The 21,187-nt window shown below is 60.5% G+C and carries 17 protein-coding genes; 11 read left to right on the forward strand and 6 right to left on the reverse strand.

What is annotated here, in order from left to right; all coding sequences use genetic code 11:
- Nucleotides 1-9 precede the first annotated feature (9 nt).
- Both NUW23_04855 and NUW23_04860 read right to left on the reverse strand, forming a co-directional pair.
- Nucleotides 10-414 (reverse strand): hypothetical protein, encoded by a 405-nt coding sequence (locus NUW23_04855; GenBank protein MCR4425506.1) that lies wholly within the window; start codon nt 412-414, stop codon nt 10-12.
- Between the two features lie 46 nt (nt 415-460).
- Nucleotides 461-2,407: a serine hydrolase gene (locus NUW23_04860; GenBank protein MCR4425507.1), complete on the reverse strand. Its 1,947-nt coding sequence runs from the start codon at nt 2,405-2,407 to the stop codon at nt 461-463.
- 430 nt (nt 2,408-2,837) lie between these two features.
- Here NUW23_04860 and NUW23_04865 point away from each other — a divergent pair, with 430 nt between their 5' ends.
- Nucleotides 2,838-3,920, forward strand: coding sequence for a hypothetical protein (locus tag NUW23_04865; protein ID MCR4425508.1), 1,083 nt, complete (start codon nt 2,838-2,840; stop codon nt 3,918-3,920).
- Nucleotides 3,921-3,988: 68 nt separating this feature from the next.
- On the opposite strand, the gene pgsW is transcribed toward NUW23_04865, so the two are convergent.
- Genes pgsW through pgsB form a run of 3 tightly spaced genes read right to left on the reverse strand, consistent with a single transcriptional unit; the run spans nt 3,989 to nt 6,731 of the window.
- Nucleotides 3,989-5,116: a poly-gamma-glutamate system protein gene (gene pgsW / locus NUW23_04870; protein ID MCR4425509.1), complete on the reverse strand. Its 1,128-nt coding sequence runs from the start codon at nt 5,114-5,116 to the stop codon at nt 3,989-3,991.
- A gap of 5 nt (nt 5,117-5,121) precedes the next feature.
- Complete coding sequence (gene pgsC, locus NUW23_04875) at nt 5,122-5,553, reverse strand: poly-gamma-glutamate biosynthesis protein PgsC (protein MCR4425510.1); 432 nt, start codon at nt 5,551-5,553, stop codon at nt 5,122-5,124.
- A complete protein-coding gene (pgsB, locus tag NUW23_04880) occupies nt 5,550-6,731 on the reverse strand; it encodes a poly-gamma-glutamate synthase PgsB (protein MCR4425511.1) in 1,182 nt (393 codons plus the stop codon). The genes pgsC and pgsB overlap by 4 nt, the downstream gene beginning before the upstream one ends.
- Nucleotides 6,732-6,991: 260 nt before the next feature.
- Here pgsB and NUW23_04885 point away from each other — a divergent pair, with 260 nt between their 5' ends.
- From NUW23_04885 to NUW23_04905, 5 genes are all read left to right on the forward strand, one after another.
- Nucleotides 6,992-7,591: a DUF6305 family protein gene (locus NUW23_04885; GenBank protein ID MCR4425512.1), complete on the forward strand. Its 600-nt coding sequence runs from the start codon at nt 6,992-6,994 to the stop codon at nt 7,589-7,591.
- A 42-nt stretch (nt 7,592-7,633) separates the two neighbouring features.
- Nucleotides 7,634-8,926 (forward strand): citrate transporter, encoded by a 1,293-nt coding sequence (locus tag NUW23_04890; GenBank protein MCR4425513.1) that lies wholly within the window; start codon nt 7,634-7,636, stop codon nt 8,924-8,926.
- Between the two features lie 19 nt (nt 8,927-8,945).
- The gene (locus NUW23_04895) at nt 8,946-9,119 is read left to right on the forward strand and encodes a hypothetical protein (GenBank protein ID MCR4425514.1); all 174 of its coding nucleotides are present in this window, start codon (nt 8,946-8,948) and stop codon (nt 9,117-9,119) included.
- A 13-nt stretch (nt 9,120-9,132) separates the two neighbouring features.
- Nucleotides 9,133-10,305 (forward strand): succinylglutamate desuccinylase/aspartoacylase family protein, encoded by a 1,173-nt coding sequence (locus tag NUW23_04900; protein ID MCR4425515.1) that lies wholly within the window; start codon nt 9,133-9,135, stop codon nt 10,303-10,305.
- 138 nt (nt 10,306-10,443) lie between these two features.
- The gene (locus NUW23_04905; protein MCR4425516.1) at nt 10,444-12,030 is read left to right on the forward strand and encodes a C69 family dipeptidase; all 1,587 of its coding nucleotides are present in this window, start codon (nt 10,444-10,446) and stop codon (nt 12,028-12,030) included.
- 204 nt (nt 12,031-12,234) lie between these two features.
- Here NUW23_04905 and NUW23_04910 read toward each other — a convergent pair whose 3' ends face one another.
- Entirely contained in the window at nt 12,235-13,269 is a 1,035-nt protein-coding gene (locus NUW23_04910) for an alpha-hydroxy-acid oxidizing protein (GenBank protein MCR4425517.1), read from the reverse strand.
- Between the two features lie 147 nt (nt 13,270-13,416).
- On the opposite strand from NUW23_04910, the gene NUW23_04915 reads away from it, so the two are divergent.
- The 5 genes from NUW23_04915 to NUW23_04935 all read left to right on the forward strand — a co-directional run bounded on the left by NUW23_04915 (nt 13,417) and on the right by NUW23_04935 (nt 21,180).
- Complete coding sequence (locus NUW23_04915) at nt 13,417-14,484, forward strand: PilT/PilU family type 4a pilus ATPase (GenBank protein MCR4425518.1); 1,068 nt, start codon at nt 13,417-13,419, stop codon at nt 14,482-14,484.
- Nucleotides 14,485-14,755: 271 nt separating this feature from the next.
- The gene (locus tag NUW23_04920; protein MCR4425519.1) at nt 14,756-16,441 is read left to right on the forward strand and encodes an L-lactate permease; all 1,686 of its coding nucleotides are present in this window, start codon (nt 14,756-14,758) and stop codon (nt 16,439-16,441) included.
- Between the two features lie 172 nt (nt 16,442-16,613).
- Nucleotides 16,614-18,020: an FAD-binding protein gene (locus NUW23_04925; GenBank protein MCR4425520.1), complete on the forward strand. Its 1,407-nt coding sequence runs from the start codon at nt 16,614-16,616 to the stop codon at nt 18,018-18,020.
- 5 nt (nt 18,021-18,025) lie between these two features.
- Complete coding sequence (locus NUW23_04930; protein ID MCR4425521.1) at nt 18,026-19,189, forward strand: (Fe-S)-binding protein; 1,164 nt, start codon at nt 18,026-18,028, stop codon at nt 19,187-19,189.
- Between the two features lie 32 nt (nt 19,190-19,221).
- Nucleotides 19,222-21,180 (forward strand): LUD domain-containing protein, encoded by a 1,959-nt coding sequence (locus tag NUW23_04935; protein ID MCR4425522.1) that lies wholly within the window; start codon nt 19,222-19,224, stop codon nt 21,178-21,180.
- Nucleotides 21,181-21,187 lie beyond the last annotated feature (7 nt).

Genomic DNA, 21,187 nt, shown 5'->3' on the forward strand with positions numbered 1-21,187 from the left:
CGCAGACGATCAATGGATAGGATGTGAGCTTCGATCGAGATCAGAAAAGAGGCAATCATACCCCTCGGCTACGGCAAGTACGTCCGCTCGGACAACATCATAGCCTTGGATCCTATCGAGGACGACAGAGGACCTGGCCTTCGCACCAAGGTCTATGTCGAGCAACTCCCCGCCCCGCTCATCGCCTCCAGAACCGAGAATTCCATCCTGGCGAGCATCGTCAGGACGCCAAGGGAGGTCCTTGAAGCCACGGCTGCTCTTGAGCTCCTCCAGGACCTCTTGGACGACATCCAGCAAGTAGGCCCGATGCTGCGAAAGAGCATCAAAGATGAGGCAGGCCTCGATCTCGGAGAACTTGAACTCAAGATCAAAGAGATCCTTTCGCACGAGCTCGACATCGAACAGGAACCCCATTGATTCGCCCGCCCCCACGCAGAGGGAATACCGTTTGATGCGGAGGTCAGAACCGCCAACCAAGCAGATTCCATAGGTTCAGAAACCACACAAACACCATATGCGCGACAACACACAGCCAGGGGAGGAACAACGACGCGAATCCCTGCCGCGCTCTGCGTTTGGCGAAACCCCAGCGCCGCTTGTTCGCATCTGCAGTCCTCCTGATCGTCTGCCATGCCAAAGCGACGGCGAGAACGATTCCCACCAACGGCAGGACTAACGCCGCCCGAGTCGTGCACGGCACAGCGGTGGTGAGCACCCAGTTAGGGACTGTGAGGAGTGAGGCGGCGATACCCACAATGGCAACCACGTCCGTCAGGCCAAGCGCGGCCGCGAGTCCGCTCACCTTTCGCCCAAAGGCCCACGCAAGCATGGCCCAGATGAACACCGCAACGATAGCCGCTAGCAGAACCAACGCGAAGGAAGACGTCTCGTAAAACGGCAGCCTGTGGAAAGCCCACGTTCCGATGTAGACTCGGGACGGTCGCCTTCCTTCCGAGGCCTTCGCCCATTCGTCGAAAGCCATCAGGTCGTCGCCAGCCGTGTCGCGGTATAGCCCGGGTCCCACCGGTGCCCATGTCGTTGGGGGAACACCATACCCGGCGGGAGGAGTGAGCGCCAGCGTTCCGTCGTTCTGAGCGGACAGGCGCAGTTCTGTCATCAAGGATATGACCTTGTCAGCCGTGGTCATCGGGCTTCGGGTCATGCGGTACACACCGGACAGGTTTCGGGGATCGCCTGCGGATCCGGCATCCCCACGGACATTCGGATCCCCGGTCAAACCCGCAGAACCTTCCTCCTTGGGCCTGGGAAAGAACGTATCGAATAGTCCCTTTATTAGCTCATCGTTGAGACGCGCGGCTCCTGCCCCATTGCCTGACACGAACAGCCCGAAATCTTCCTCGGGCGCGAGCAGAAGCTGAGTGGAGAACTGCCATATGTCCCCGCCGTGAAAAACCACCCGGCGACCGTTCCGCTGACCCATCAACCAGGCATACCCGATTCCCGGCACAGCGGGGTTGTTCGTGAACTGCTGGGACTGCATCGCGTCCACCTGTTCCGCGCCGAGCACGCGCACACTATCAAGCTCCCCGCCAGCCAGATTGGCCATGATGAACCTGGCCATGTCAGCGGCGGTAGTCATCAACATCCCAGCCGGAATCAGATTGATGTGCACATATGGCACCTTCACGTACTTGCCTCTGCGCCACTGGTAGCTCGACGAAAGCTGCTCCTGCATGGAGGGCGTCAGCTCGAAGCTACTGTGCACCATCCCCAGCAGAGCGAGGATATGCTCCTGAACATAATGGACAAACGGAGTTCCACTCGCGCATTCCACCACATACCCGGCAAGTGTCATCCCGTGGTTGCTGTACTGAGCCAGCTCTCCCGGAGGCCGCACACGCGGCGGAAGCTCAGCAGCGAGGTACTCTCCCAGCTCCGGATAGACGTCCGATCCAAACTCCGACATCCCTAGATTCCGTTCATCGAAGCCCGCAGTGTGAGTCAGAAGATGGCGCAACGTGATCCGCTCGCGGTAGGTGTCGGGGATCTCGAACCCCCTGATGTACGTGTTGACATCCTCGTCCAGGTCAACAACGCCCCTCCCCACAAGCTGCATTACGGCCATCCCGGTAAGAATCTTCGAGACGGAACCGGCGCGGAACACGGTCGTTTCGGGATCGACCCGGCGCGCGGTCTCGATGTCGGAGTATCCGAATCCGCGCATGGTCAGGATCTCCCCGTCCTTGACAGCAACGAAGGTGACGCCGGGGACGTGCAGACGGTCCATGGCGGATGGCATGAACTCATCGAGAAACCGGTCCACCGCCTCGCGCGTGAGGGCTGGGGCCGGCGTGGACTCCGGACTCGCAATCGCTACGGACGCACCCAGAGATAGCACAGCCACTAGCACAAAGGCGGCAACGAGTGAATACGGAGTCCTCCCCATATGTGAACCTCCCAGTGACAGGTTGATCGACAGTCATGCGGTTTTAGCATTCTCCCGGGACGCGGCCCGAGCACTCCAACTCGGTTTTTCCCGCGACTCCATGAACCTTCTCATCTTTTCAACTCCGGCGATACATGTCCTGCCTGCATAATAGGCCATGGCATCCAAATTCACCCGTGGCCCTGCCATCGCCAACACTGTTACGCATCCGAGCGGGCGGAGGCCGGATGGGAGCCTCCATATGGCTCCCAGGCCGACGCCCGCCCATGCTGGTATGGGCCGAAGGCAAACCCGCCCTCCTCAGCCCTCAGCCCTCGGTGACCGACTCGGCATGAACTTCGTCGGGTCAGTCCCAACTAATGGTTGACACCGCTTGGGATACATGCCAAGATATGGGTATCACCGATGCCCGCCGAAAGGAGGCCTTCCCATGCCAGCCTCGCCACTCCGGCACCCGTTTCCCCTTGGGCCCAGTCCCGGCCTGTCCGACGTCCGTCTTTGCGCAATCCCCTTTCCCACTCAAGACTCTGATCTCATCCCCGCGCCGTTCTGCGAAGGCCATGTTGAGGTGAGCCTCTCTGACATTCGCGACCTCTCAAAGCCCGAAGGGCAGGTCTGTCCCAGGTGCGAAAGCAGGGAGATCGTCAGGTACGGAAAGCCCCGGGGCATACAGAAGTACAAGTGCAAACGCTGCCGGACATACTTCACCGACCTCACCGGAATGGTCATGCACCGAACCCGGCTGCGGAGGAAGTGGCTCCAGTACCTCGCGCTGATGATGGAATGCCTCCCAGTGCGGGAGGCCGCAAGGCGCTTAGGCATCTCCAAGAACACCGCGTTCGCCTGGAGACACAAAGTCATCTCCAGGCTCGCCGAGGCTTGTGCTCGGACTACGCTCTCCGGCATCGTCGAGATGCACCAGATTCTCATGCTGAAGTGCCACAAGGGCTCCCCGGAGGAGGCCCGCCGTGCCCGCCCAATGGGCCACAAGCCGGAATCACGCCGGATGCCGGTTTTCAGCCCCCGCTCGGAGAGGGTCTATGTCCTCTTCGCCCTCGACCGGTTCGGAAACGTCGCAGCAGAGCTCGCGCCGGGCGAATCCCGGGTCGGGTTCGACGAGATCACGCGGGACCAGATCGCGCCCGGGGCTCGAATCTGTGTGAAGCGCGGAATCGGGCACTGGCCCCGTCCCGGAGCGCGGAGCCTGGGGCTGACGTGGACAACGTCGGCGCGGGCCAGGGGCTTCCGCGAAGACGCGGTGAGCGCCGACCCTATGCACCATCAGAGAAACGCAACACGCCTTGCGGTGCAGTTCCGCGACTGGTTGAGGAGGTTCCGGGGAGTGGCGACGAAGTACCTGCTCCGATACGTCGCTTGGTTCTGGGAAGTATCGGCCTCCGCCGGGCTTGTGGTGCCCCTTGCGGCAAGGAGGCTGCTCCTGGCCACCTTGGGCTGCGCAGGGATCTGCAGAAGCGCGGGGTCGCAGGGGTTCGTCAGCTCAAGTGGTCTCTAGCAGGGCGGAGCCTACGATGAGCCGTCGGAGCTCGTCAACCGCGAACTGGGACACGTGCTATTACTCGGCTACCCATAGGGGGACCTCACTGCAGACCCCCTCCCCGTCGCTCCCCCTCCCAGCGCCCCGGCCGCCAGAATCCCGAGACTCAAGATCAGGCCTGCCAGCGCGCGCCCGCGCGAGTATTCCCGGGTAGTATAGACCCGCCCCTCCCCCAGGGAAGGGAGGGGAACCGGGTCGACAGGTATGCCGTTTCTCAGAGCGAGGCCGCGCACGTCCAGAAGATGTATCACGGGAATCCCCGCCGCGGCAAACTCGAACACGAGCCCTCTCTCGGGGCCGGCCGCCAGGAGCGGCGGTCGCATGACCAGACCGTTTGGGAACTCGAGCGACGCGAGGGTGTTTCCATAGTTCGCGCTCGCACCCCCGACGTTCACGAAGCACATGATGGGCCGGCCTCGGCTGTGCTCCTCATAAACCTCAAGTCTCTTCCGGATGCTGGCGGCGATGGAATCCTCCCGTATCACCGGGACCCCCGCCCGCTCCGCGATGGCCTCCATCACCTCCGTCCCGTCCTCGAACAGCACCCCTGCGCCCTCATCACCTTCGCCGCCCAGCGAGACTGCCGTGAGCGTGTAAGGGATCACCCCGGCCTCTCGAGCCGCCTCGAGCATGTCGATGAAAGTGAACTCCGGAATGGTCGCGCCGTACATGGACGCCCCGACGGAGTAGATGATGATCGGTTCGAGGTCCAGGGCTCTCGCGGCGGAGAGAGTGGCCAAGATGAGCGATGGGAATGAGCCGCTGGCCCCGACAGCTACAACGTCCCCGGGTCCGAGCCCGGCTTCCTTGAAGTACCGGACGATGAGCGCCGCGAAGTCGGGGTTCGTCGCGGTCCGCTTGGCCTCCAGGATCCCAACGGATGTGGTGATGGACGTGAACTCCTCGCCGATCAGGCCCGTCTCGTTCGGGTCCAGGTTGCGGTCTATGGGGATGCCCGACGCCAACCGGCTGGCCTTTATGGCCGTGGTCGCCTCCTGCATGATCTCGGCGGCGCGAAGCTGCTCCGCGTAATACTCGCGCTCCCCGGTTCCGGTCCCCAGGCCGGACGCGACGAATCCCCCGACCGCGGTAGCAGCCGCAAGCACCAGCACCGCAAGGTTCACTCTGCCCCGGGAGAAGCCCCATCCTGACACGGTCCTCACCTCACCAGTATCAGGACCAGGCGCACCGCGGCAGAGATCAGCAACACAGCCGCAAACGTCCTGGCCACGCCCTGTCTTGCCATGTCGTTGGCTATGAGGCCAGGGATGATGTACCCTATCACTCTGAGTTCCTGGCCCGCGGATGGGACCCGCCCTCCGAACCGGAGCGCAAACCACCCGAGCCAGAATCCCACCAGGACCATAGCCATGAATCGCCGCCGGCCGTACATGATGACGAAGCTGGACAAGGCCCAGACGATGACGTAGGTCAATAGGGCTACTCCGAATGTGAACGCAACCCTGACAGGCTGATCTAGATACAAGGCCAGGTAACCTGGGACGACCAGTCCGCCTGCGTAGAGGCCAGTCAATTCAGTGAACAGGAAGCTTGCTATGAGCCCGATTCCCACAGATAGCGTGATGGTCAAAGGGGTTCACCGTTCCGTTCAAAGTAGTCTGCGATAACTTGTCCCATCGTCTTGGTGTTGCCCAGGCCGAGCAAGAAGGCGCCTCCCGGCAGGCGCTGCTCGATCTCCGAAAGAATCTGCTCCGGGTCGCGCACAGCAGTCAGGTCGCAGATGACATCATCCGCGAGCCCCGCAGCATTGAGGCAGCGCGAGGCAACCCGGCCTGCCTGCCCAGTGAGGAACACCCGCACAGGCCGGATTTCCTCCGCGATGAGGGGCGCCAATTCCCCTATCCTGGGAAGCCTGTCCCCGCGGTTGTTCATGACCACGGCCACCGGGCGTGCCCTCTCCCCTACCAGGCCCCTCTCTCGAAGCAGCTTCCATATGGCAGAATTGGAGGCTCGATCGTTCGCAGCGAAGGCTGCCGCCAGTACGTAGGCGCCGGTGGGGCGGGTTATGCGCCGAATGTGCATGACACCGGGGTCTCCCCGCGCCTCGAGCATCCCACCTAAGGCTACCTCCCGTGGAACCCCAGCGAGCTCGCACGCACAAACCGCGCACGCCACGTTCTCTCTGAAGCTTACGTACTCGAAGGCCCCGTTCACATCTTCGGGGATAGATGAAGGGTCTGCCCTGTGGACTGTGGCCCCGACTCGCCTGGCACAGGCCTCGATAACATCTAGGTGGTCGGTCTCGGCAGTGACCAGGTGCCCCCTCCGGGGGACGGTCAGGGCCAGGGCACGTGCCACGTCCGATACTGTGGGGCCCATCACGTCAAGATGGTCCTCGCGGACATTGGTTATCACGCCTATCGTGGACCGGACTATCCGGTGCTCCGAAACCCACTGATTCTCAGGCTCGAGGGCCATGCATTCCAGAACGAGTGCGTCGGCCCCACGTCTTGAGGCGAAGGCCGCCACCCGGATCTGCTCGGAGATGTTGGCCCGGCCCCGCCGTCTGACCGGCATCTCCGACCCATCCTCCAGGATGATGTTGGGCGCGGTGCCTGTGGTCTTTGCGATGACACGGTGGCCACCCGCGCGCAGACCCGCGGCTATCAGCCGGGTCACAGTGGATTTGCCCCGGGTCCCGTTCACATGGATACGTATGGGGATGCGCCGGATCCTCATGGAGTGGACGGTGCTCTCAACGAGCCCGAAAAGAAGCACACCAGCACAGAGAAGAGCAAAGGGCAACATGCAAACCCTCCCGCGCAGCCTTTCGATATCGGCCCGTGGTATCCTTCCGGCCTCAGAAAATGGATGAAAACGAAGCCCACCGTCAGAACGGTAACTGGCATGTGTTGGTATACCAATGGTATGCCTCCTTCCCAGTGTAGGAGAAGGAAATACGCTGAGGTCGTCGAAGTTCACACGTGTGGTCGCCCCGCTTAGGTCGGGACATCCTGGATGCGGATATGTCTCAATAATCCAAACATCTATGAAAGGAGAGGTAGTCCTTGCGGAAAGCACTACTTGCCTCAATGGCCCTGTTATTGGTAATAATAGCACATGTCGGTATCGGTACGGCCGCCGTCACCGGCGATCCGCCGGTGAAAGGCGGGCTCCCACTTCTCATCACCAACGCGGGCCAGGGCCCTGGCGGCAAGATGGCGAGGTTGCTCGTTACCCAGTCCAAGGCGATCGATCCTGCGGATTTCGACTACAACGCCGAACCCTGGGAAGAGGACCTGCGCGCGCGGCCTTATAAGACCCTCATGGTAGTCATCGGATCTACGGCCAAGGGACTGGGGGCATCCGGGATCACCATTGATCAGGAGATCGCTCGCCTCAACAGGATGATAGCAGAGGCCAAGCGGCTCAACATGCAGATAGTGGCGGTCCTGCTCGAAGGGAAGATCCGGCGCGGGCAGCCTGGTGGGGCTGATGAGAGAAGCATCGACGCCATAATCCCCCATGCGCACTATCTCGTCGTCAAGAAGGATGGCAACGCCGACAACAAATTCACCATCATGGCCAACAAGAACAAGGTTCCGCTCACCTTCATAGACAACGAGATCGACTTCACTCAAGTCGTGAAGGCAATGTACGCCAAGTAGGTCCCGTTCCACGCCCGCGCGTGCGATGATAGGGGGATGAGCATGTACCTGCAAACCACTTACACACTTGTGGCAATGGCCGCAGTCTTTGCGTTGGCAAGCTGGAAACTACGCTCTCCAGAGATCTCCATGGTCATAACGGCTGTAGTCGGGGCGATCGTGGGCGGGTTCGGGTTCCCCGTGCGCCTACTCGTGGAGGGGACATTCACCTACCTCGACTTGGCACTTCTGTTCCTCACGGCATCCATCTTCATGAGGTTCTATTCCGAGATAGGCGCGATGAACGCGCTGGTTCGGATGTTCGTGAGCAGGTTCTACGAAAGGAAATGGGTCCTCCTGTTGCTGCTTGCGGTCGTCATGCTGATCCCGGGCGCACTCACTGGGGCGGGAAGTGTCTCCATCCTCGTGGTAGGAGGGCTCGTCAGCACGGTTCTGGCGTTCCTCGGATTTCCCCCTGAGCGGAGAGCTGCGTTCGTGTTCATGCTGGCAATTCTTTCAGCCGCAGCCCCGCCCATAAACCTGTGGGCAATGCTGATGGCTGCCGGAGCGAACATGCCTTACGTCGGGTTCGACTTGGTCCTTCTGGTCCCGGTTCTCGTCGTCGCGGTCTTCACCGTCTTCTACCTTGGCCGGGGAACGACTCCCAAACCCAAGCGGGAAGTGCTGGACTCGTTGCCGCCAACCCCGGAGGGGATGAACTGGTTCAGAATCGCTGTGCCTCTCGTGACCCTCATTGCCCTGATCCTGGTGACTAAGTACGCCGCGTTCCACGTGCCAGTGATCGGGCTTCCGCTCACCTTCGTTCTGTGCACCGCGGTCACCATGGCCCTGGATCCCAACCCCAGGGGCATCAAGAGGTGGTTCGAGGTCTTGACCAAGACTGTGGAGCAGGTATTCCCGCTCGTGGCCACCTTGATCAGTGTGGGGGTACTAGTGAACATCCTTGCAGGGACCGGCGTCAGAGGACTCATCGCAATCACTTTCGTGACTCTCCCGATTCTCTGGATCTACCTGACCGCCCTGTTCTTCTGCCCTCTGTCCCAGGGATCATTGAGCTACGGCAGTGCGGTCATCCTAGGGACTCCTCTGATCTTCAGGTTCAACGCGATCGGGGCCAACGTCACCGTCGTCGCAGCAGCCTTGAGCCTCATGTTCCCGCTCGGTGACTGCCTGCCGCCATCGCGAATCGTGGGGAGAATCACCATCGACACCGTGGGGTACAAGGGAAGCTACACTTCCTTCCTCAGGGCGATTCTTGTCCCTTGGCTGTTCCTCGCGGCAGTCGCGCTGATCATGTTCATCTTCCCGAACAAATTGGCATTCCTGGTGAAGTGATACGGGGGAGGGATTCGAATTGATATTGCTGCAGGAGCTGATCCATCAGTTCTACTTCATAATGACTGGGTTCTTCGCGCTGCTCCTGATAAGGGCGCTCTTTCGGAGAGAGACACGCAAGAGTCTTCTCTACGACATCGTGTACGCCTACACGATAATCCCGTTCCTCCTCAGAGCGCTTCACGTCAAGTAGGGGAGATGTGGCCATGGCGAAGTCAAACGGAAACGAAGTGCTTCGGAAGCTGATCCTTCTGGCCCTCGCGCTCGTGCTTGCTTTCCTGGGAGGTCGCGAGTTCAGGACGCTTCGAAACTACAAAGAGACAGTCGTGGTATCTGAGGGGTTCACCGAAACGTTCATGCTATCCGAGTACCTGCCGAGCCTCCGCGGCACTTGGGGGGACACACCGGTATACCTGTTCGATTCAGGGGTCCCTGGAGGTTCGATGCTGGTCCTGGGGGGGACACACCCGTATGAACCTGCAACTACCCTGGCGACTTATGTGATGATGGAGAACATGCAGGTTGAAAAGGGCAAGGTCTATGTAATCCCCCACGCGAACATGAGTGCCTCCACTCAGGGGATCCTGGGCAACGCGTACCCTCAGTTCTACCACATCGAGACCCCATGGGGTGTGAAGAAGTTCCGGATAGGCGACAGGGAGACCGCTCCTCTCGACCAGTGGCCGGACCCGTTCACTTACGTGCACTATCCCTCCGGGCAGAACCTTGCGTATCAGGACCTTCGGAACTTGAACCGGACTTTCCCAGGCCGGCCAAATGGGAGCCTGACAGAGCGGATAGCCTACGGAATCATGGAGTTGATCCGCAAGGAGAACATCGACCTCACAATAGACCTGCATGAAGCATCGCTGATGTACCCCGTGGTCAGCACGTTCGTGGCGCACGACAGGTCCGCGGACATCTGCATGATGGCGGCGATGATGCTCTCGGCACAGGAGTTTCCGATGAAGTGCGAGGCCTCCCCGAAGAACCTGCGTGGCCTCACCCATCGCGAAGTCGGGGACTTCAGCGACACCTTGGCTGTCCTGATGGAGACGCCTGAGCCGTTCATCGATCGAGTCGTGGGAAGGATGACGGAGGACCTCATGCTCACGGGCAAAGACGAATTCCTCCAGACCGCAGCCGAGAAAGGGCTGCTGTACGCTGACTACGATATAAGCGACCCACCCACCATGGACTACCGAGTCGGACGCCATTTGTCAGGTACTCTGGAGACAGTCCGGCAGATGAACGCGTTCTTCCCTGAGAAGGAACTCCTGGTGAGCTTCCCGTCATACGGAGACGTGATGGAGAAGGGCACCGGGTACTTCCTGTATGATCCCGCCTCGGCTGACCCCTCACGGGTCTTCCTGAACTGACCCAAGGACAGTCGAGATTCCGGGGGCGATGGGAGGTGTCATCAACAAGCTGTAGGGGCTTGCTGGGAACTGATTGCAGTTGCAAAAGATCACTTCAAGACTGATGGAGCCAAATTCCGAACAAGGAGTGTTGACAGTATGAGATCACGCAAGATCTCCTTGGCCCTTGCGCTCGTGGCAGTCGCGATGCTGGTATTCGGGTCTGTGGCCCATGCCTGCACCATCGTGGCAGTAGGAAAAGATGCCACAACCGACGGGTCCACGATGATCACACACAACGATGACTCCAGTGTCGCTGACTACCGACTCTGGATCATCCCCGAGCAGGATTGGCCGGAGGGATCCACCAGGGACATTGTCGTGGATGGGCACAACTACACTGGCGGCACCGTCGTCGGAACCATGCCCCAGGTGCCTCATACTTACCGGTACTTCCATTCCCGCTACTCGTTCATGAACGAGAAAGGCGTGGCCATGGGCGAGTCCACTTTCAGCTACGACCGGAACACCCCCCGCGAGCAAGAGATCTACAACACCATGGTCAAGAACAGCCCTGGCGTGATTGACTGCTGGCTCGCTCAGGACATCGCCCTCGAGCGGGCGTCGACCGCCCGCGAGGCGGTACGGATCATGGGCGACCTGGTGGAGCAGTACGGCTGGCTCGGTCCTGGTGAGACCATGGACATCACCGATGGTGAAGAAGTCTGGGTGGCGGAGTTCTACGGCCACGGCGTCTGGGCGGCCGTCAGGATCCCTGACGACCACTTCTTCGTGGCCGCGAACCGCGCCCGCATAGGCGAAATCGATCTCAACGACAAAGAGAACGTAATGGCTTCCCCGGACATCGTGTCCTTCGCGGTAGAGAAGGGCTGGTACGACCCGAACTCCGGCAAGCCTTTCGTCGTCTACGAGAACTACGCGCCCTGCGAGTCTCTGTACGCGAGCCGCCGCGAGTGGCGCGCGTTCGACCTCGTGGCTCCGTCCCTCGGGCTCAGCCCGCATGACTACAGGTTCCCGCTTTCGGTCAAGCCTGAGCGGAAGCTGTCCGTCCAGGACATCTGGGACATCAAGGCCGACTACTATGCGGGCACCGAGTACGACCTTTCCAAAGGCCCCGCAGCCGGACCTTGGGGATCCCCGCTCCGATACCCGAACTCTGACCCCCGCGGCGGCGCCTACGAGCGGAGCATCAACATGCACCGCACTTGCTACCTCCACATCGGCCAGGTGAAGAGCTGGCTTCCTGACCCGATCAAAGGGATAAGCTGGTACGGTTACGGCGCCCCTGACACCACCTACCTGACGCCGCTCTGGCCTGCCATGAAGGAACTCCCGAAGTTCTATCAGGTCGGCACGAGGTACGAGGAGTTCAGGAGAGACTCCGGATGGTGGGTCAACACCTACGTGCAGGAGATCGCGCACATGAGGTACCAGGCTGCGGTCAAGGACATCCACGCCTTCCGCAACCCCAGGATGGAGATGCTCTATCAGGTGACTCCGAAGGTCCAGGAGATCGCGGCAGAACTCTACAAGACCGATCCCGAGGCCGCGCTCAGCCTGATCCACGAGTTCGCATACACCAACGCCGTCGCCTGGCATGAGGACTGGAAGCTCCTCGGCGACAGGCTGCTCGGCAAGTACGCCTTCGGGTCCATAAACATGAAGGCCACGCCGTTCCCGCAGTGGTGGAACGACCTCATCGAGTTCAAACCGCTTGAAAGGTAAGGGCGTAGACGAACCAGAAGGGAACCAGGAAGGGTGACGCCGGGAGAAGTGCCTGGCGTCACCCTCTTGCCTTTTGTTCCTTTCGGGATTCCAAGCTCCGTTGATCCCTCCGATGCGCGCGAGTCAGAACATACTCCGGCTCTCGTCAATTCCGGAACGCCCGCAGAACGAGATTCAAGAGAGGAATGACTTCCGAAGGCAGACTCATTGCTGGGTCAGCCTCCTTTGTGCCAGCACCCTTCCTGTGATCTCCCCCACGTTCCCCGAACCGGTCAGGATCATCGCCCGGACCAGCTCGGAACGGATGGCCTGAAGGGTCAAGGCGACGCCTTCAGCCCGCGCCCCTACCGCCCCGAGGGCAAGGGGCCTGCCCACGAGGACGGCATCTGCGCCAAGCGCCAAGTACTTGAGCACGTCTATGCCGCGCCGGACCCCCCCATCGGCCAGTACCGCAATCTTGCCGCCGACCACCCGGACGATCTCTGGGAGCACCCATGCAACTCCTGGTGTATGGTCCAGTGCTCTGCCCCCGTGGTTGGATACGACGATCGCAGCCGCGCCGGCCCTGACCGCTATCTCGGCATCGCTCGGGGTCATGATACCTTTGAGTATCACTGGAAGCTTGGTGCTGGCCGTGATCTCGAGAAGATCATCGAGAGGCTTCGGCCCTACCGGCGCCCCTGCGAGCACCATGTTGAGAAACCCCGCAGCATCAACATCGATCCCAACTGCCATAACCCCGTGGTCCTCGGCTACTCGGATTTTCTCGATGATCGTCTTGTTTGGCAAGGGTTTGATGATGGGGATACCCTGGCCACCCGCAGCCTTTATGGCCTCAAGGCCGATTTTGAGGACCGCCATGTCCGGGCCGTCGCCGGTCATCGAAACCGTCCCCTCGCGGACACACCCTTCCACCATAGACCCGGCGAGGTCTGCCTCTGTCAAGACCGATCCGTAGTTCAGGGCGGCACCCGCAACCGCAGCACCTAGCACAGGCATAGAGAGGTCCCGTCCGAACAGACTCGCCCGGGTGTCGGGTCTGAACCGGTCATGTAATACCCTCATGTTGACCTTGACCGCGGCGAGGGCACGTACGTTGTCAATGAATGAGGAACCAGTCTCCACCCCCCCGACACCAGGCACTCTCCCTGCACATGCCCGTCCGTCACACACCGGGCAGACGTTGCATATTCCCTTGAGTCTCTCTCGGGCCCTTGCCCGAACTTCATCGAGTGTCAAAGGCATCCTGAGTCACCCTTCCCTAAGGACTTGCTGTTGCCGGATTTTCGCCACTCGTCTAGAGACTCCCTCCTTCTATTGACTTCCCTACTGGGCGCGGGTAAGATTTCCGTGTGTTAAGATCTCTGACCATGGAGGGACATCTTTGTGCCTCGAACAATCGATGAACTACTGACCCGCACCGTGCATCTAGGTGGCTCCGACCTCCACATCGCAGCAGGTTTCGTCCCGTGCGCACGAGTGGGCAGAATACTCAAACCCATAGATTCAAGCCCGGTATCGCCCGATGAGGCACGCTCGCTGGTTGAATCGATGATGGATCCAGAGCGGTTCAGGGAGTTCTGCCAGAGGCTCGAGGCAGAGTTCGCCCACACGGTTCCCGGCATAGGACGGTTCAGAGTGAATTGCTTCTTCCAGCGCGGGTCAGCGGGGTGCGTGTGCAGGTACATCCCCGAGCATGTTCCCGGATTTGAGGAACTCGGGCTGCCGGCACAAACCCTCAAGCAGATCTGTGCACTCCCCCGGGGTTTGGTCCTGGTCACCGGACCCACTGGGTGCGGGAAATCCACTACGCTCGCATCGATGATAGCCTACATAAACGACAATTACACCTATCATGTGATGGCCATAGAAGACCCTGTCGAATACGTCCACACCAATAGAAAATCCATCGTCAACCAGCGAGAAGTGGGCATCGACACCTTGAACTTCACTTCCGCGCTCCGTCACGTCCTTCGACAGAACCCGGACGTGATTCTAATAGGTGAGCTGCGTGATCTTGAAACCATATCAATCGCGGTCACCGCGGCTGAGACCGGACACCTCGTGTTCGGTACACTCCACACATATGACGCCCCGTCATCGGTCGACAGGATAGTGGATGTGTTTCCAGAACATCAGCAGCGGCAGATCAGAGTGCAGCTGGCTTCGTCGTTACAGGCGATCATCTCACAGCAACTCATCCCCCGTGTTGGCGGGGACGGTGTCGTACCCGCAGTCGAGATCCTTCTCGCCACCCCCGCAGTCAGAAACCTCATTCGGGAGAACAAGGCCTTCCAGCTTTACTCCGTCATTCAGTCCAACATGAGGATCGGCATGCGCACCATGAACCAGGCCCTGGCAGAGCTGTGCCGCCTGGGCCAGGTATCCGTGGACGAGGCCCTCACCAGATGCACCGATCCCGAGGAGTTCAAGTCTCTGGTGGCTTGCATTTGACGCTTGCCACAACCCACCCTCGGCAGGTCAGAGGAAAAACCTGTGCGAATTGATGGTGTACCAAGAAGGAGTTGGCATATTCCATGTGTAATGCTACTTCAACTATTGGCCTGACCAATGAACCGATGTGAACATCAGGGCAGTTGCGCGCGTGACAGAGGCTGGGTGCGCCGCGTTTTGGGAGGTGACGAATGGGGGAGAGGACGTCTTCGTATTCCCTTCGTGGATTGTCGTGGAGGAAACCCCGGTAATCTGAAAGGAGGGTCAAGTTGTGTCTTTGCCAGTCGGTCTTCTGGCCGTGATCGCGCTGGTCCCAATCCTGGTAGCTTTGGTGCTCATGACCGTCATGATGTGGCCTGGAAAGAAAGCCATGCCCATCGCCTGGCTGGTAACGGTAATCTTGGCTGCAATTTTCTGGAGGATGCCTGCCCAGTGGCTTGCTGCCGCCTCCATAAACGGTGCGCTCGGCGCCGTGAACATCCTCATAATCGTATTTGGCGCCATTCTCGTCATGAACACTCTCCAAAACAGCGGCGCGATGAAGACAATTAGCGCGGGTTTCTACGGCATTTCCCCTGACCGTCGCGTTCAGGCGGTAATCGTTGGGTGGTTGTTCGGCGCACTGATCGAGGGCGCAGCCGGGTTTGGAACACCGGCCGCACTCGCAGGGCCTCTCATGGTCGGCTTGGGGTTTCCGCCCATGGCCGCGGCGATGGTCGCCCTGATCTTCAACTGCACCCCCGTATCCTTCGGCGCGGTGGGAACCCCAATTCTCGCAGGTGTCTCTTCGGCCTTACGTGGCATCGTCGAGGCAGACCTGCCAGTGGGACTCGCATTCTCCCAGTTCCTGCACGACGTGGGCGTCTACACGGCCTTGGTGCACGGCATCTGCGGGACCTTCCTGCCGGTCCTGGGGATTGGAATGATGACTAAGTTCTTCGGTGAGAAGAAGAGCTTCCGGGAGGGCCTCGAGATCCTCCCGTTCGCGATCTTTGCCGGCCTCGCGTTCACCGTCCCATACTTCCTGATCGCCATGTTCATAAGCCCCGAACTCCCATCCCTGGCCGGGGCGGCGATCGGTCTAGTCATTGTGCTCTATGCCAGCTCCAAAGGGTTCCTTGTGCCCAAGCAGGCATGGGACTTCCCCGCCCGAAGCAAGTGGGAGTCCAACTGGGTAGGCACGCTCGAACCTGAGTCGAAGAGGGAGAAAGGCACCATGTCCATGTTCCTGGCGTGGCTGCCCTACCTCATGATCGTGGGCCTTCTGGTCATAACCAGAATCCCTGCGATCGGGCTCAAGCAGCTACTTACGTCTCCCAAGGTCACGATCAGCTGGGTCAATATTCTGGGCACCAACATCAAGTACTCCCTGCAGCCCCTGTATGTGCCGGGGATTATCCCATTCACCCTGGTCGGCCTGGTGACTTTCGTGATCCACAGCATGAAACCGGATGCTATCTCGAGGACTCTGCGCAAGACTTTCACTCAGATGGTCCCGGCCACTGTCACGCTCGTGTTCACAGTGGCTATGGTGGAGATCTTCAAAGCCTCGGGGACCCCCGCCAAGATCGACAGCATGCTGATTGTGATGTCTAAGGCCGCGGCCGATCTGGTTGGCAGGGCATGGCCCCTGTTCGCGCCTTTCGTGGGGATCCTCGGTGCGTTCATCGCGGGGTCCAACACTGTGTCGAACATTCTCTTCACCGGGTTCCAGTATGGTGTCGCCAAAGAGCTGGCGATATCCCGGTACATCATCATCGCCCTTCAGGTCCTCGGCGGCGCTGCGGGCAACATGATCTGCGTGCATAACGTGGTCGCAGCCTGCACAACGGTGGGCACCACGGCCATTGAGGGCGTGATTATCAGGAGAAACCTCGTGCCGTGTTTCGTCTACGGTGCGGCGGCGGGGATCATCGGGCTGCTCGCAGCCTACTTGATCGCTCCTGGCCTCTGGTGATACCCGGTTCATCTCCGGTGGCGGGCCACATGCGGACATCCGGCTGTGCTCGCAGGCGGGTGAGCGGGGTGCTAAGTACCCGCTCACCCGCGGCCCGACGCCTTTCCCCCGGGTCTCCCGGGCCTCCGCCCCTGGGGCAGACTCGATATCAAGAAGCGAGGGGGACGAAAACATGTGTGCACTCCCCGCAGACGTTCTGCTCGACCGCGTCACATCCATCGTGCCGCGTGAACATGTGCTGGCCAAGTTCGCTGACAGGCTCTGCTACTCTTACGATTCCACCAATATCGAACACATGCCGGATGTTGTGGTCCGGCCCGGTTCAGCCGGGGAGATCTCAGAGGTGCTCAAGCTCGCCAACGCCACGGGGACCCCTGTGTTCCCCAGAGGGGCCGGTACCGGGCTCTCGGGGGGATCCGTCCCTATCACCGGTGGGATCGTGATGGATCTGACCAGGATGAACAGGATCCTCGACATCGATACCGCAAACCTGCTCGCAGTGGTGGAGCCGGGCGTCGTGACTCTGGACCTTTTCAACAAAGCGGCCTCCCTGGGGCTTCTCTACCCTCCCGATCCCGGATCCAACACTGTCTCCACGATAGGCGGGAACGTGGCGGAAAACGCCGGGGGATTGCGCGGCCTCAAGTACGGAGTCACCAAGGACTACATCATGGCCTTGGAGATCGTCTCTCCCGAGGGCGGGATCTGGCGGTCAGGGTCCAAGACTGTCAAGTGCGTAACCGGGTACGACCTCACGAAGCTCATGGTCGGGTCCGAGGGGACACTCGGAGTGTTCACCAGCATTACGTGCAAGCTCGTGCCCATGCCTGAACACAGTGTGGCCATGCTCGCCGTGTTCGACGACATCGACCTGGCCGCGGCCACGGTCGCCGCCATCATAAGGGCTGGTATCCTTCCATCTACTCTGGAGTTCCTGGACCGCGTAACGTGCAACGTCATCGAGGACTTCAAACCCTGCGGTCTTCCGCGCGATGCCGAGGCTGTGCTCCTGTTAGAGGCAGATGGCGTGCTCGAAGCCGCAACCAAGCAGGCAAAGAAGATGACCGACATCGCCAGCCTTGAAGGCGCCCGCGAAGTCATCGTCGCCAAGAACGAAGAAGAGAAGGCAAGGGTCTGGTCAGGCAGGCGTGCGGCCCTCGGAGCGCTCGCCCGGGTGAGGCCGACCACGATCCTGGAGGACGCGACTGTGCCCAGGAGCGAGATCCCGGCGATGGTGAGGGCGGTCCGTGAAATCGCATCGAAGTACAACCTCATGATAGGCACGTTCGGCCACGCAGGTGACGGGAACCTCCACCCCACCATACTGACGGATGAGCGTGACCGGGAGGAGATGCACAGAGTGGAGGCAGCCATTGATGAGCTGTTCAAGACGGCCCTGGCCCTGGGAGGCACGCTCTCGGGTGAGCACGGGATCGGGCTTGCCAAGGCGCCCTTCCTCCACATGGAAATGGGTGAGGTTGGCCTCGCCACTATGCGAAGGATCAAGCAGGCCTTGGACCCGAAGAACATACTCAACCCCGGAAAAATGGCGCTCGAACTCGGAGGTGACCCGAGGTGACGACGATGAGTCGTGACGAGTTGCTGGATAGACTGATGCCCTGCATGAAGTGCGGGCTGTGCCGGGCCTCCTGCCCTATCTTCACCGAGGTCGGGGTCGAGACGTCCGTCGCCCGTGGGAAAGTCCGGTTGATCAAAGGCCTTTTGAGGGGCGAGTTCTCCCCGGACGATGACATCGCGTCCCGCATATACCTTTGCCTCCTGTGCAAGCAGTGCACGACTACTTGCCCGAGCGGAGTTGAAGTCGACGATATCATCGCGGGGGGCCGCGAGTATCTGGTATCCCAGGGGTACGCGCCTGAGCCAATGCGCATCCTCTCTGCCGCCCTGACTGAAGCGAGGAACATCACCGGCGAGCCCCGGGCCAACCGGACTCTGTGGATGGATGACCTTGAAACCAGACCCAGGCAGGTGGAACCCGGCCACACGGCCGGGGTCGACATCATCTACTACACCGGCTGCGTCGCCGCTCTGTTCCCAACCGTCTGGGCAATACCACAGTCACTTGTCCAGCTCTTCCGGCGCGCCGGGCTCAACTTCGCGGTCCTTGGGGGGGAAGAGTGGTGTTGCGGGTACCCGATGATGGGCGGGGGCATCACCGCTGAGCTCAAGGATTTCGTCAGCCATAACGTCGGGGCGATCGAGGAGACAGGGGCACGCACTCTCGTAACTGGATGTCCGTCCTGCTATCATGCGTGGAAATACGACTATCCCAGGATCGTCGGGCGAGACCTCCCATTCGAGGTAGTTCACTCGTCCCAGCTCCTTGAAGGCCTTATCCAGCAGAGGGCGCTGGCCCTTGGCCCGGTTGATTCCACAGTCACTTATCACGACCCCTGCGATCTTGGGAGGAAGAGCGGCGTGTTCGACGCTCCCAGGAACATCATCAGAAGCATCCCGGAGCTACAATTCCTGGAGATGGCGAAGAGCCGGGACAACGCCATATGCTGCGGCGGAGGCGGAAATCTGGAGATGCTCTTCCCCGATACCACCGAAGCCGTGGCGAGCCGAAAAATATCTCAGATCCGGGAGGTCGGCGCATCCACCGTGGTATCATCCTGCCAGCAGTGTAAGAGAACGATCGCGGCAGCAGTCCGGCGCGAAAAGGCCCGGGTGCGCGTGCTCGATATCGCTGAACTCCTCCTGAAGTCGGTGCAGGCCGCTGAGTAAGCCAGTCCACTGTGGACATTGGAGGGACTTGCATGGAACGATCTGAAAGACTCGCAGAGAAGGTCAAGGCGGGCCTTCTCGATCGGGACTCCAGGCGCGGGCGACGGGTGGCCCTGGACGTCATCGTCCCCAAGCATATCGAGAAGGCCAAACAGTACCCGGCTCTCTCTCGCCGGCTCCGCGAGGTCAAGGCCTACTCCATCGCGAACCTCGACGCCCTCGTCGAACAGGCCATAGCCTCTCTTGAGGCCGTCGGGTGCAAGGTCTTCTATGCGAAGACCGGCGAGGAAGCCGTCGAGTACATCAAGACCGTGATACCCAGCGGGGTTGTGGTGAAATCCAAGAGTAACGCGGGCAAAGAGATCGGTCTCGTGGAGGCGCTCGAGGCGCGGGGAGTCACCGTGATCGAGACGGACCTTGGAGACCGCATTGTGCAACTCGCCGGCGCGCACCCCAGCCACTCACTGGTGCCCGCTCTGCACATTCCCATCGACAAGATTGCCCAGTTGTTCACGAAGGAGATGGGGTGCGAGGTTCTGCCGGACCTCGACCAAATCATTGCGGCCGCCCGCCGGGGCCTCCTCGACTACATGCTCCGGGCGGACTATGGCCTCTCAGGGGCGAACGCAATCGCGGCGGACTGCGGTGCCATCTTCCTCATCGAGAATGAGGGCAATATCCGGGCTGTTACGAACTTGCCACACACACACGTAGTCATAGCCGGCATCGAGAAGATCGTCCCGACGCCACAGGACGCTCTGACTGTGGTCCAGGCTGCCTCAGTCTATGGGCTTGGGCAGGACCTTGGGACTTATGTCTCGTGCATCTCAGGCCCAAGCCGCACCGGGGATGTGGAGTACAAGGTGGCTCTGGGCATGCACGGGCCTAAGGAAGTCCACGTGGTCCTCATGGACAACGGCCGCAGGCAGGCCATACGCGATGGGTACGGCGAGCTACTCTACTGCACGAACTGCGGGAGTTGCTTGAACTTCTGTCCGGTCTACGGGGCCATAGGGGAGCACTACGGACACAAATACCTGGGCGGCCGCGGTATCGCTTTCACCGCCTACCATGCAGGTCTCGGCACAGCACAAGATGAGGGGCTTTCGTTCTGTACCACGTGCGAGAGCTGCAAGCAGGTCTGCCCGGCCGGGATCGATGCACCGAGACTCGTGGCGAAGCTCAGGCGACACGCCTGTTCAAAAGGGGAAGGATTCAGCACCTACGACGAAATCAAGTCTACCGTGGACAGGTATGGGAACCCCTACGCCGAACAACGCGTTGGCTACAAGTACAGGAAGCCCAGGGCCGACGCTGTGGTGTTCGTCGGGTGTGTCGCGTCCTTTCGAGAGCGCGAGGCAGCGGAGGCGTCACTGGCCTTGCTGGATCGAGTGGGTGTGGACTTCACCACCATCGACGAGCACTGCTGCGGCGGGGTGTACGAGGACATCGGCCACGACCCGAACCCTGCGTTCGTCCGGGCAAACCACGATGCCATCGTGGCTGCAGGCGCCCATCGAATCGTGTTTCTCTGCCCAAGGTGTGAGCGGTTCTTCAAGGATACTCCGGCATTCAACGCGTTTGAGCTTCTGAACATCGCCGAACTCCTCGCGAAGATGGATCTACCTGTCACTACTTCGAAGAAAGTCACCTATCACGACCCGTGTCACCTCGGCCGCTCACAGGGTTGCTTCGACGCTCCACGGGAGGTCCTCAGAAGGATCACCCCGGACTTCGTCGAGCCCCTCCGCGCGGGCAAGTACAGCAGGTGTTGCGGGGCTGGGTCAGTGGTCCGCGGGGTCTATCCTCGTTTGTCGCTGGACATGTCCAGAACCAGAATCGCGGAGCTCGCGTCCGAAGAGCCTGACGTGATTCTGACCGAGTGCCCCGCGTGCCTGCATAACCTGAAGAATGCGAAGAAGAGCACGGACGAGTTTGAGATCTACAACATATCCGAGTTCATCGAGAAGCTCTTCTCTGAGAAGGGCTGATAGGAGG

The organism is Bacillota bacterium (assembly GCA_024655925.1).
Lineage (GTDB): Bacteria > Bacillota > DTU025 > DTU025 > JANLFS01 > JANLFS01.